Origin of the sequence: Curtobacterium sp. PhB190 (assembly GCF_004365385.1) — a bacterium.
Taxonomy (GTDB): domain Bacteria; phylum Actinomycetota; class Actinomycetes; order Actinomycetales; family Microbacteriaceae; genus Curtobacterium.
In genome coordinates, this window is the sequence record NZ_SODN01000006.1 from 108,819 (window position 1) to 121,713 (window position 12,895).

At 72.3% G+C, this 12,895-nt stretch carries 9 protein-coding genes; 2 read left to right on the top strand and 7 right to left on the bottom strand.

Annotation, left to right across the window (positions count from 1 at the left end; all coding sequences use genetic code 11):
• Positions 1-76 precede the first annotated feature (76 nt).
• Positions 77-1,339 carry an amidohydrolase family protein gene (locus tag EDF47_RS11395; protein WP_133937125.1) on the top strand — a complete coding sequence of 421 codons (1,263 nt, stop codon included), beginning with the start codon at positions 77-79 and terminating at the stop codon, positions 1,337-1,339.
• Between the two features lie 90 nt (positions 1,340-1,429).
• Here EDF47_RS11395 and EDF47_RS11400 read toward each other — a convergent pair whose 3' ends face one another.
• From EDF47_RS11400 to EDF47_RS11410, 4 genes are all read right to left on the bottom strand, one after another.
• The gene (locus tag EDF47_RS11400) at positions 1,430-2,143 is read right to left on the bottom strand and encodes a M50 family metallopeptidase (RefSeq protein ID WP_166673226.1); all 714 of its coding nucleotides are present in this window, start codon (positions 2,141-2,143) and stop codon (positions 1,430-1,432) included.
• A gap of 137 nt (positions 2,144-2,280) precedes the next feature.
• Entirely contained in the window at positions 2,281-2,394 is a 114-nt protein-coding gene (locus EDF47_RS20190) for a Rax2 family protein (protein WP_240347339.1), read from the bottom strand.
• Positions 2,394-4,208, bottom strand: coding sequence for a glutamine--fructose-6-phosphate transaminase (isomerizing) (gene glmS / locus EDF47_RS11405; RefSeq protein WP_123294776.1), 1,815 nt, complete (start codon positions 4,206-4,208; stop codon positions 2,394-2,396). Before glmS ends, EDF47_RS20190 begins: the two co-directional genes overlap by 1 nt.
• A gap of 480 nt (positions 4,209-4,688) precedes the next feature.
• The gene (locus tag EDF47_RS11410; protein ID WP_123937714.1) at positions 4,689-7,385 is read right to left on the bottom strand and encodes a LuxR family transcriptional regulator; all 2,697 of its coding nucleotides are present in this window, start codon (positions 7,383-7,385) and stop codon (positions 4,689-4,691) included.
• Between the two features lie 487 nt (positions 7,386-7,872).
• Between EDF47_RS11410 and EDF47_RS11415 the strand changes: the two genes are divergently transcribed.
• The gene (locus tag EDF47_RS11415; RefSeq protein WP_131879783.1) at positions 7,873-9,363 is read left to right on the top strand and encodes an MFS transporter; all 1,491 of its coding nucleotides are present in this window, start codon (positions 7,873-7,875) and stop codon (positions 9,361-9,363) included.
• A gap of 59 nt (positions 9,364-9,422) precedes the next feature.
• Here EDF47_RS11415 and EDF47_RS11420 read toward each other — a convergent pair whose 3' ends face one another.
• The 3 genes from EDF47_RS11420 to rsgA form a co-directional block, all read right to left on the bottom strand.
• Positions 9,423-10,205, bottom strand: a complete 783-nt coding sequence (locus EDF47_RS11420) for an inositol monophosphatase family protein (protein WP_133937121.1) — start codon at positions 10,203-10,205, stop codon at positions 9,423-9,425.
• 18 nt (positions 10,206-10,223) lie between these two features.
• A complete protein-coding gene (locus EDF47_RS11425; protein WP_133937119.1) occupies positions 10,224-11,396 on the bottom strand; it encodes a hypothetical protein in 1,173 nt (390 codons plus the stop codon).
• A 431-nt stretch (positions 11,397-11,827) separates the two neighbouring features.
• Positions 11,828-12,895 carry a ribosome small subunit-dependent GTPase A gene (gene rsgA, locus EDF47_RS11430; protein WP_133937117.1) on the bottom strand — a complete coding sequence of 356 codons (1,068 nt, stop codon included), beginning with the start codon at positions 12,893-12,895 and terminating at the stop codon, positions 11,828-11,830.

Here is a 12,895-nt window from a genome sequence, read left to right on the forward strand (position 1 = left end):
ATTGCGGCGTTCCGTTACGCGGAACCGGGGTGCGGCGGGGTCGCGGCGGAGCCCTGGCGGCTGCCACGATGGGGGCATGGCGACCGACGAAGCGACCCTGATCATCCGCGATGTCCGTCCGTGGGGTGGTGCGCGGTCGGACATCCGGGTGGCGGACGGCCGCATCGTCTCGGTCACCGCGACCGGAGCGGGCGACGGCGTCGCGGGCGGTGCCAGTGCCAGTGGCGGTGCCGGTGCCGGTGCCGGTGCTGGTGCTCGGGTCGTCGACGGGCGCGGCCAGCTCGCGCTGCCGGGGCTCGTCAACACGCACGCCCACGTCGACAAGAGCTGGTGGGGGCACGAGTGGGAGTCGTACGGCGGCGAGCCCGGCACGCAGGGGCGCATCGCGCACGAACGGGCTCGGCGTGACGCCCTCGGGATCCCGAGCGGACCCGTCGCCACGCGGGTGCTGCGCGAGGGGCTGCGCACCGGCACCACCCGGGTCCGCACGCACGTCGACGTCGACCTCGGCGTCGGGCTGCGGGGGATCGAGGCCGTGCGTGCGGCGGCCGACGCGCTCGACGGTGCGGTCGAGGTGTCGATCGTCGCCTTCCCGCAGGACGGCGTGCTGCGGCGGCCCGGTGTGCTCGACCTGCTGCGGCAGGCGGCGACGGCCGGAGCTGACCACATCGGTGGGCTCGACCCGTCGCTCATCGACCGCGACCCGGTCGGGCAGCTCGACGGCCTGTTCGCCATCGCCGCCGACACCGGGTGCGGCATCGACATCCACCTGCACGAGCCCGCCGAGCTCGGTGCGTTCGCGTTCGACCTGGTGCTCGACCGGGTGGAGCGGCTCGGCATCGCACCGGGCAGGGTCAACATCGCCCACGGGTTCGCGATCGTCGACGTCGATCCCGTGCGTCGCCGCGACCTGCTCGCCCGGATGGCGTCGCTCGGCGTCACGATGACCACCGTCGCCCCGGTGCGGATGCGGCAGCTTCCCCTGCACGAGTTCGACGAGGCCGGCGTGCGGTTCGGCTTCGGCACCGACGGCATCCGTGACCTGTGGAGCCCCTACGGCGACGGCGACCTGCTCGGCATCGCGTGGCAGTACGCGCGGGCCGGCGGTGTGGTGCGGGACGAGGACCTGACCCGCGTGGTGGAGCTCGCCACGCGCGACGGTGCCCGGTTCGTCACCGACGAGGCGCACGACCTCGTGGCGGGGGCGCGTGCCGACGTGGTGCTGCTCGACGCCGAGAACCCGATGGACGCGCTGGTGCGACGGGTGCCGCGGTCGCTCGTCGTCGCCGGCGGCCGGGTGTTCGACCCCGCCGAGCTCGCGCAGCGCCCCTGGGAGTAGACGCAGGGCTGCGCACCCGTTCTGCGACATTGCACCAGTCGATCACCGCGTGGATCGTCGCGGACGTGGTGCGAGCACGATCTGGCATCGTCAGAAGAGTGCGCGCACGCCCGCCACCACGGTGTCCCAGACCTCGAGCAGCGGGACCCGTGCGAGCCACACCGCGAGGCCGTTCACCAGCACGAACAGCACGAACCAGACCCCGGCCGGCACCCGCATCTCGGCCGCGGCGATGTGGAAGTCCGTCTGCACGCGGGCGCCGGTGAGCAGCCACCGTGCGACCTGCACGACGGACCGCAGTCCGTCGACGACGAAGAACGCCCCGACCGCGGCGACCACGAGCACCGTGGTCTCGGACGGACGCAGTGCCACCCACAGCGCCAGGACGTCGAACCCGAGCACGACGAGCAGCCCGAACCAGTTCCGCACGAACACCAGCGCCACGAGCCCGATGACCCCGAGCACGGCGACGGGCAGCCACCGCGAGCCGTGCAGCACCCCGGTCACCAGCAGCACCCCGGCCCAGAGCGGCGCGCTGTACCCGGCGTAGAGGTTGAGGATCCGGACGAGCCAGCGGATGCCGCCAGGGACCCGGCCGAGCTGTACCCAGGCCTCGCCGGAGCCGTCCGGGTGCAGGTCGATGCGCTGGATGCGGCCGCCGAACGGGACGACGACGATGCAGTGTCCGACCTCGTGGGCGATGGTCGCGGCGATCCGGGCGACACGTCCGACGAACGGCAGGAACGGCAGGAGCGCGCCGACGACGAGCGCGACGAACACGAGGGGCGGGGCTGCGGTGGTCAAGGGACCAGCATCGCAGCCGTGTCCCGCGAACTGCCCGAGACCCGGCGGCGAGGACGATGTGGAACGACACCGTCGACGTCGTACGACATCGAGAACGTCGATCCGAGTCGACGCCCGCCCGCCCGACCGCTCCGGGCTCAGCCCAGGACGGTCGGCCCGGCCACCACGACGACGAGCACCGTCGTCATGGCGATCGCGAACGCCGTGAGCACGACCAGGAACGTCGTCAGGTGGTTCATCCGGCCGCGCATCACTCGACCGTCACCGACTTCGCCAGGTTGCGCGGCTTGTCGACGTCGCAGCCGAGCTGCAGCGCGAGTTCGCGGGCGAGCATCTGCAGCGGCACGACGGCCTCGAGCGGACCCCACGGCGCCGCCATGGCGCCCCAGGCGAGTCCGCCGGTGCCGCGGCTGCCGAGCGCCGGGATGTCGGAGCCTTCGCCGCCGATGGTGATGACGAACCCGCCGCGGGCCCGGACCTCGGCGATCGCCGACTGGATCTTCGGCTCGCCGTGGTCGATCACGACGACGGGGGTGCCCTCGTCGACGAGGGCGAGCGGGCCGTGCTTCAGCTCGCCCGCGGGGTACGCCTCGGCCCAGCGGTAGCTGAGCTCCTTGAGCTTGAGTGCGCCCTCGGCGGCGTACGGCAGGCCCGCACCGCGGCCGAGGAACAGGAAGCCGGTGGCCTCCTTCACGCTCGACACCAGGAGCGGCATCCGGTCGGCGGACACCTGCGTGGCGTGCTCGATGCGTGCCGGCAGGTCGAGCAGTTCGTCGACGAGTGCGTGGGCACGTGCGACCTCGATGCGGCCGGACGCCACGAGCGCGGAGATCACCGCGGCGACGCCGACGACGACCTGCGCGGTGAACGTCTTCGTCGCGGCGACGCCGATCTCCGGACCGGCGTGGCAGTCGAGCACGGCGTCGGCGCGACGGGCGAGCGAGGAGTGCATGTTGTTCGTGAGCGCGAGCACCGGGTGGCGGTCCTCGAAGCGGTCGAGCGCGCGGAGGACGTCGGCGGTCTCGCCGGACTGGCTGATCGCGACGACCAGGGTGTCGGGGCCGAGGACGGCCTGGTCGGCTTCGCTGGCGACGACGATGTCGGTGGGGACGCCGCCGATGCCGCGCAGCGCGGTGGCGATCACCTGGCCGGCGTTGAGCGAGGTGCCGCAGGCGACGATCGCCAGGCGCTGGAAGGCGGGCAGCCCGAGGCCGACCCACATGCTGCCGTCCGCGGTGCGGCGGGCGATGCGGTCCAGGATCGTGCTGACGACGTCGGCCTGCTCGCCGATCTCCTTCGCCATGTGGTCGGGGTGGTCGCCGAGGTCCAGCGCGGTGGCGGCGAACGGCGACGGGGTGGGGAACGGCACGGGGACGGTGATCCCGTTCGACGACCAGGTCCAGGCCTCGCCGAGCTCGACGACGTCACCGTCGCGGAGCGCCACGAAGGTCTCGCACCACTCGGCGATCGCGCCGATGTCGCTCGCCACGAAGTCGCCGCGGGCGGACCGGGCGACGACGAGCGGGGAACGGTCCGCGGCCACGACCATCCGGCCGTCGCGGGCGTCGAGGACGACGATCGCCCACGACCCCTCGAGCTGCGCGGTCGCGATCTGCACGGCGAGCATCAGGTCCGGGTCGACGGCCAGGGCGCGCTCGACGAGGTGCGCGATGACCTCGGAGTCGACCTCGGAGCGGAACCGGTGGCCCTGCGCCGTGAGCATGTCACGCAGGCGGTCGGCGTTCTCGATGATGCCGTTGTGCACGATGCTGATCCGGCGCGAGCAGTCGGCGTGCGGGTGGGCGTTCGCCTCGCGCACGGCACCGTGCGTGGCCCAGCGGGTGTGGCCGATGCCGACGCCGGTCAGGGCGTCGCCGGACCGGGCGGCGACGAGCGTGCGCAGGTCCCCGACGCGGGAGACCGAGCGGATCGTCTCGGTGCGTCCGGCGGCGGTCCGGACGGCGATGCCGGCGGAGTCGTAGCCGCGGTACTCGAGTCGTTCGAGTCCGTCGAGCAGGTAGGGCGTCGCGTCGTCAGACACGCGGGCCGCGATGATGCCGCACATCGGCTGTCCCTTCGGGGGAACGGGGTGGGGGAGTGGAGCGGGGTTCGGCACCGACCGCCGTCGGGTCTGCCGCGCGTCCGGGCCCTCGCGGTCCTGACCGGCGCCCGTCCTCGGATCAGGCGAGGACGGACGACGGAGTGGGTGGGCCACGAGGTTCGGGTACCGGACGGGGTACCGCGGTCTGGCCCCTCGGGAGGGGCACGGCGGTCGGTGCATGAGAAGCCTCACCCGGCGACGCCGCCACGGCAACAGTCGTCGACTGCTCTTGCGGTTCCCCGCGTGCGGGGGACGCCGCGGTGCGGTCGCGTGCGGACTCCCGCAACGCGCGCGCGCGCTCCGCATGAAGCGACGCGCCAGCGGCGCGCGGCGCCAGCGCCGACCGAGCCTGCGAGGCCGGTTGCGTGAAAACAGGGAAAAGGCGGACGGGAGGCCCGGTACCAGCTGGTACCGGGCCTCCCGTCCGCCTTGTGCTCGCGTCGACTACGTGAGCAGCGCGACCAGGTGGGAGCGCGACCGCGCGCCCACCTTGCGGTAGATCTGCGTGAGCCGCAGCTCCACCGTGCGCTGCGACATGAACAGCGACGAGGCGATCTCGCGGTTGCGGTAGCCCTCCGTCACCTTCTGCACCACGGCGCGCTCCTCGGCCGTGAGTGAGGTGAGCACCGCAGAGGCGTCCGGAGCGCTCCGGGGCGTCCCCGGCATCGACGCGGACAGCACCGGTGCGGACCGGAGCGACGGCCCCGTGCCGAACGGCGGCATGGCCGCTGCCGGTGCGGGGGTGACGAGGGGACGGCGCATGCCGGCCGCCTCGTACGCCGCTGCTGCTGCCGCACCGAGACGCGGACGCTCGGCGGGGTTGCCGACCGTCGCGAGGGCCGCGAACGTCCGTGCCCGCTCGAACTGCGAGTCGTGCGGCTGGAACAGCTCCAACGCGCGGCGACGGGCGGTGTCCCGGGTGGTGTCATCGGCGACGAGCGCGAGGCTCCTCGCCAGCACGAGCGCACCCCAGCGACCCGGTCGGGCGTGGTGGTCCGCAGCGAGCCGTGCGGTGATGGTGCGGGCGTCGTCGATCCGTCCGAGGCGTGCGTACGCCTCGACCAGGTCGCCGAGGTGCCGGAGCACCGCGGGGTTCCGCAGGGACCGACCGATGGCGTCCGCCGCTTCGAGTGCGGCGGCTGCCTCCTCCAGTCGGCCGTCGAGCAGCAGGACCCGACCGCGGAGCGCGTGCAGCTTCGCCGTCGCACCCCACAGGCGGCTCGTCGAACGGTGCTCGAGGCACCGGTCCACGACCGCCAGGGCATCGGCGGAGCGCCCCTCGGCGAAGTGCCGCCAGGCGATGGCGATGGCCCGCGACGGCTCACGGAGCCGTTCGACCACCGAGGAACCGGCCTCCCAGACGTCGATCGCGCGGAGCGCCTGCCGGAAGTTCCCGGAGCGCACCTCGTTCTCGGCGGTCAGGTAGCGGGCTGCCTCGGTCCACACCGGCGCCGTCTGCGGGCCACGGGCGAGGACGAGTGCGAACACCCGACGCGCGCTCCGGTACCGCTCGGCGATGCTCAGCGCGTGGGCGAGGAGCAGCAGGGCCGGGTCGGACATCGCCAGCAGCACCGACGTCGCGAGTCCGTCGTGCAGGTCGGTGTCCGACGGCAGGGTGCCGTCGATCGCGGCGATGAGCTCCCGCGCGGTCGTCGTGATCTCCAACGTGTGCGGAGACGCCGACGCCTCGAGTGGCTCGACGCGGTGCAGCAGGTCCTTCGCCTGGTCGAGCTCCCACGCCTCGGCACGGAAGCACGCCACCATGGCCATCAGCCCGGCGACCGCGTCCACGTCGGCCGGCTCGGTCGCGTCCACCGACACGAGGAGTTCGTCCGCGTGCACGGCGTCGCCACTGAGGTACTGCGCCGAGTACTGCAGGCGCAGCCGGCGGACCTCGTGCGCCGTCGTCCGGAACGGACGGAGCGCGGCGAGGTACCGCGCGGCGAAGCCGAGCAGCCGGTTGCCGAGCAGGGCCTCAGCGACCCCGAGCAGCGCGACGAGCTCGTCCTCGGTGCCACCACCGACGTGCAGGGCACGCTCGGTGAGGGCGATCGCGGCGTGCACGTTGCCGTCCACCACGTAGGACCGTGCGGCGCTGAGCAGCGCGACCACGTCGGGGACGTCGTCGACGAAGCTCCGGTGCCACGCGGCTGCCCGCGGGTCGGACTCGGCGCTCGCCGTGGCCAGCGCGGCGTGCGCCGCGCGGCGGTCACGGGCGGGCATCCGCCAGTACAGCGCGGACCGGACCAGGGGGTCGCGGACCGTCACGCTCTGCCCCCGCACGGTGGCGAGGCCTGCTCCGACCAGGTCGTCCAACTCGTCGCGGTCCCAGGCCGTGGTCTTCGCGACCGGCACCAGGGCGAGTTTCGCGAGGACGTCCAGATCTCGTCCCGCGGCGGACCCGAGTGCGAGGGCTGCGAGGGCCTCGGTCGTCGGAGTGGGTCGGAGCGGGAGCACGATCGGCTCCGCGCCGGTGAGCTGCTCGCGGCTGAGCACCGCGAGTTGTTCGCGGAGCGCGCCGGGGTTGCCACCGGTCTCCGCGGCGAGGACGGCGAGGACGCCGTCGTTCGCTTCTTCCGGTGCCATGGTCCGGGCGAGGACGAGTGCCTCGTCGGACGGCAGCGGCTCGATGCGGAGCGCCGGCAGGGCCGCGAGCGGACCGTCCGACGGCACCGAACGGACCGTCGCCACGACGCGCAGGGCGGTGCCTGCGAGTCGGCCGGCGAGGAACGCGATGAGCTCCTGGCTCTCGACGTCCATGCGGTCGAGGTCGTCGATCAGCACGAGCGTCGGCGGCAGGGTGAGGGCGTGCACGGCGTCGAGGAAGTCGTGCGCCGCCGCCAGTCCGGCGGTCACGGGGACCGCCGTCTCACCCGTCTGCAGGAGATGGGCGATGTGGGCCGTCGCACGAGGGTCGTCGAGCGCGGTGAACAAGGAGGTCACGCCGGCCAGCGGCCAACGGGATTCACTCCCGTTGACACCGACCCGCACGACGGGGAGGGAAACGCGGTTCGAGACCGCGTCGAGGACGCTGCTGCGTCCGGAACCAGGGTCGCCGACCACGACCATCGCGGACTCCCGAGGGAGTACAGCGAGGGTCGCGATCCGGTCGACCTCGAGACGTCGACCGGTGAGTGCCATGACTCACCGGCCTCCGGGCCCGGAAGCGGATCCTGCGGAGAGGTCGTCGGCGAACGCTGCGAGCGCTGCGACGGGGCGCCGTGAGGCGGACCGGACTGCTGCACGGTGGGTGGCCGTGTCGGAGTGCGGACGGATGGCGGCGACTGCGCGCGCGCCGGAGCTGTCGTGGATTGAATGCGGTCGACGAGTGAGTGTGCACTCGGTTCCGCTCGGGAACGATGATGTCATCGTCTGTATCACCCCTCGGGTTAGGGTCTTCGGACGAACACGGGAGGCCGTGCACGTGCACTCAGATCTAGGGAATCCAGGTGCTTGCGTGACCTTCCGTACGAGCACGATAACTCAGGTCCTGACCATCTGAGCCGCCCCGCGCACCGCGTATCCGGCAACGGTGCCCCCAGTCCGGGGGGCCATGACGAGGGGGTGTCACCCACCCGGGGGGTGGGTCTCGCCCGCCCGGAGGCCGGTCGGTGTACGAACGATGGTGATGTCCAGCGCTGACCCGACCGACGCCCGCCTCGACGACCGCACGCGTTGGAGGGCCTTCGCCGTGTGCGTCGCGGTGGCTGCCCTGACGATCCTCGACCTGTCGAAGGTCAACGTCGGTCTGCCGTCGATCGAGAAGTCCCTCGGCGCCACCAGTTCGTCGCTGCAGCTCATCGTGGCGGGGTACGCGCTGGCGTTCGGCCTCGCCCTCGTGCCCGCCGGTCGGCTCGGCGACCTGAAGAGCCGCCGTGCCCTGTTCATCATCGGACTCGTGGCGTTCACCGTGTCGAGCCTGCTCTGCGCCGTGGCGCCGACCATCGAGGTGCTCATGGTCACGCGGATCCTGCAGGGCTTCGCCGCCGGCACCCAGATGCCGCAGGTGATCGGGCTCGTGCAGCAGTTGTTCCGGGGCCCGGAGCGCGGACGGGCCTTCGGGCTCTTCGGCGCCATGATCGGCATCTCGACGGCGCTCGGCCCGACGATCGGCGGTGGCCTCATCGCGATCGGCGGTGAGGAGAACGGGTGGCGGCTGCTGTTCTGGATGAACGTGCCGCTCGGACTCGTCGCGCTGTTCTTCGCGATGCGGCTGCTGCCCAAGGGGGCGCAGGGACAGGCGAAGGACCGCGAGCTGGACATCGTCGGCATCCTGCTGCTCGGCGCCGCCATCATCACGCTGATGCTGCCGTTCGTGCTCACCACGGGTGCCGGCGACTCCGGTGCCCGGTGGCTCTGGCTGATCGCCTTCGTCGTGTTCCTCGGCCTGTTCGTGCTCTGGGAGGTCCGGTACAAGCAGCAGGGCAAGTCACCGGTGGTGCACTTCGAGCTGTTCCGGCTGTCGTCGTACCGCAACGGGCTGTCGATCGTGGCCGTCTACTTCGCGGCGATCCCGGCGTCCTTCCTGATGGTGACGCTGTTCCTGCAGGAGGGGCTCGGGCTGTCACCGCTGTTCGCCGGCATGGTGAGCATCCCGTTCGCGGCCACGAGCGCCGTGGGGTCCTACATCGGCGGACGGATCGTCGACCGGGTCGGACGGGCCCTGGTGGTCTTCGGGCTCTTCATGGTCGTCGTCGGCTTCGTGCTCCTCATGCTCGCCGCGGTGCTGACCCCGCCGGAGGTCACGCCGTGGGCGATGGCCGGGGCCTTCCTGGTCGGCGGGCTCGGCGGCGGGTTCGTGGTGTCGCCGAACCAGACGCTCACCCTGGCCGAGATCCCCGTGGAGCAGTCCGGGGTCGCCGGGTCGATGCAGCAGCTCGGGCAGCGCGTCGGGACCGCGATCGGGACCGCGGTGGCGACGAGCATCTTCTACGGGATCGTGCGGGGTGCTGCTGCCGGGGGCTCCGGCGGGAGTCGGCTCGATGCGTACCACGACGCGTTCCGGAGCGGCACGACGTTCACGGTCTCGCTGATGGCCCTCGCGCTCGTGCTGGCGGTCGGGGACCTGGTGGTGCGTCGGCGTGCGGCTCGGCGTGAGGCGGCGGCTGCGGCCGCCTGATCGACTCGGACCGACACCCGCGACGTCATCCGACGTCGAGCGTGTCGTTCGGGGTCGTGCTAGCGGCGGACGACCTCGACGACGGCGTCGTGCACCAGGCCGTTCGTCGCGAGTGCACTGCCGTGCCAGGCCCCGGGGTCGCCGTCGAGTGAACTGAAGCGCCCGCCGGCTTCTTCCACGATGGGCACGAGGGCCGCGATGTCCCACGGCTTCAGGTCGGGCTCGCCCGCGATGTCGATGACCCCCTCGGCGACCAGCATGTACGACCACATGTCGCCGTAGGCGCGCGTCCGCCAGACCTTGCGGGACAGGTCGACGAGGGACTCGAGCCGGTCGTCGTCGTCCCACTGCTGGATGCTGTTGTAGCTCAGGCTCGCGTCGGACAGGTCCGCGACACCGGAGACGCGGAGGTCGCCGTCGAACGAGTGCGCGCCGAGGCCCTCGGCCGCCCACCAGCGCTTGCCGAGCGCGGGGGCGCTCACGACGCCGAGCACGGGGCGGCCGTCGACCGCCAGGGCGATGAGCGTCGCCCACACCGGCACGCCGCGCAGGTAGTTCGCAGTGCCGTCGATCGGGTCGATGACCCACTGACGGTGCCCCTCGCTGGTCGCCTCGGCACCGGTGTCCGCCGTGGTCTCCTCGCCGAGGAACGCGTCGTCGGGTCGTTCCGTCGCGATCCGCTCGCGCAGGGCGTGTTCGACGGCCTGGTCGGCGTCGGTCACGTGCGTGCTGTCGGCCTTCTTCGACACGTGCAGGTCGGCGGCGCGGAACCGCTCGAGGCTGATCGTGTCGGCGATGTCGGCGAGCGAGCGGGCGAAGTCCAGGTCGGCGCTGAGGTCCACGGGTCGAGCGTAGCGGGGCTACGCGGCGACGACCTCTTCCTCTTCGAGCCGGGTGACCTCACGCTCGCGGGCGATGCGGGTGCGGCGGGCGACGAGGCCGTGCACGACCACGCAGAGCAGGACGGCTGCTGCGAGCCAGAGCGCGAGCACCAGGGACGACCGGCCGAGCGAGGCGTCCGGGAAGTACTGCAGGTCCTGTGCCGCCTGCAGCCACGCGGCGCCGCTCCAGAAGGAGTGGAGCGCCGAGAAGAACCCGGGCACGAACGACGCCTGGAAGATGCCGCCGGACGACGTGAAGTTGAGCATCACGAACAGCATGGTGAGCACGGGCGTCGTCCACCGCCCGAGGACCGGGTGCAGGCCGACGCCGATCGCGACGATGATCGCGTCGTACAGCCAGGCGAACAGGAACACCTGCCAGTGGTGCGTGGTGATGACGCCGTAGATCGGTCCGGCGACGATGATCCCGATGCCGGCGACGACCCCGGCGGTGGCGAGGCCGACCACCGCGGTCCACACCGCGCGGAGCTTCGTCGCGACGGACGCCACGGCGATGGCCGATGCGTAGCCGCCGACGCTCAGGGCGACGAGCAGGAAGAACAGCCCCTGGCCGGTGCTGTCCTGTTCGCCCGTGGGGACGACGTCGACGACCCGGAACGGCACGTGCTGCTCGTACGCGATCGGCAGGAAGACCTTCTGTGCGGCGCTCGCGGTCGTCTCCGATGCCGCGGTCGACTCGTAGAGCGTCGCGCCCGTGGTGGTCGGGGCGTACACGGCGGCCAGGTCGCGGTCGCGGATCTGCCGCTCGGCGTCCTTGGTCGAGGGGACGACGTGGGCGACGAGGGCACCGTCGGACTCGTCGGTGACGGTCTGGGCGAACACCTGGGTCGCGGCGGACTGACCGACGATGCCGACGGGCAGTTCCTTCGGCGCGGGGGCGTGGAAGGCACCGAGGTAGGCGAGGCCCATGCCGGCGGCGAGGAACAGCGGCACGAGGATGTGCGTGGCGAAGGTCAGGAGCACCCGTCCGAGGCCGGCCGGGCGCAGGACGCTGTCGGTGCGCTGCGGTCGCGGTGCTCGGGAGGACTTGTGGGTGGGGGAGTGGTGCGCGTGCGACGTCGTTGTCGTGCTCGAGGACGGGGCGTCGACGGCGGGGGTCGGCGCAAAGTTGTACTTTGCAACTTCAGACACGAGGGTTCACTGTACAACACCGCTGCACACTTGTCGACGCGTGTGGGGCGGGTTGCGGTGGGGTCGGGCACGGTGGGACGAGGTGCCACGCCCGAGCGCCCTCCGCCGAGGTTCCACAACATGCCGCACGCCGTTCGCCGAGGTTCCACGAACGGCCCGAACCACCGCCGAGATGTGCAGATTTCGGAACCTCGACGGGCCGCGACTGGAGGGCCGCGACTGGACGGGACGGGCGGGACTGGCCACGCCTGGACAGGACGGGCGGGCGGGTCGGGGCGCCGGAGTGGTCACGACATGCCGTGCGTCGGAGGTCGAGCGGCCACGAACCGTCGAATGCTGCTCTGTCAGGCGACAGTTCGTGACCCATCGGCGCACGCCGACGGGCGCGGGCGCGACGGGGCGCGGGCGCGGGCGCGGGCGCGCGCCGCGGGCTACTCCAGGCCGGGGTCGGAGGCGCCCATGCCCGTCAGGAGCGCGCGGAACGAGTCGAGCCGTTCGACACCGGTGACGCCGAGCTCGCCGTCCTGCACCCGGTCGACGATCTCCCAGTCGTGCGCCTGCGCCAGGGGGATGCCGTCCCGAGCGGGGCGCACCGGGATCGCGTGCGAGGCGAAGGCGCGGAACACGTTCGCGGGGTCGACGTGCCCGAGGCCGAACGACCGGACGCCCGGGGTGTCGATGATCCACCCGCCGTCACGGACCCGCAGCGCGATCGACGACGACGAGGTGTGCCGCCCGCGCCCGGTCACCGAGTTCACGACGCCGATCGCCCGCGCCGACCCGGTCAGGGCGTTCACGAGCGTCGACTTGCCGACACCGGAGTGCCCCACGGTCACGGTGACCTTGTCGTCGAGCAGGTCGTGCAGGGCCTCGAACGGGACGTCGTCGGACCGGCTCGTCACGATCCGCAAGGAGAGGCAGGCGAAGTGCGCCAGGAACGGTGCCGGGTCGGCGAGGTCGGTCTTCGTGATGCAGAGGATCGGGTCGAGCCCGGCGTCGAACGCGGCGACCAGGTACCGGTCGATGAGCCGGGTGCGGGGCTCGGGGTCGGCGGCCGCCACGACGATGAGCATCTGGTCGGCGTTCGCCACGATGACGCGCTCGACCTCGTCGGAGTCGTCGGCACTGCGGCGGAGCAGCGTGGTGCGCTCGGCGACCTTCACGATGCGCGCCAGCGATCCGGGGTCACCCGAGACGTCGCCGACGAGCGACACGTGGTCGCCGGTGACGACCGACTTCTTGCCGAGCTCGCGCGCCTTCGTCGCCGTGATGACGTGCTCGGAATCGGAGCCGGACCCCGTCCCCACCAGCACGCCGAAGCGCCCACGGTCGACGTTCGTGACCCATCCCACGGGCGCGTCGTCGTACGTCGGCCGGGTCTTCGTTCGGGGCCGGTTGCCCTTCGGGTTCGGACGCACCCGCACGCTCGACTCGTCGTACTGTCCGTACGGTTCGTCCGCGTCGGAGTCGTCACCGTCGACGTCGTCCCACCAGCTCAT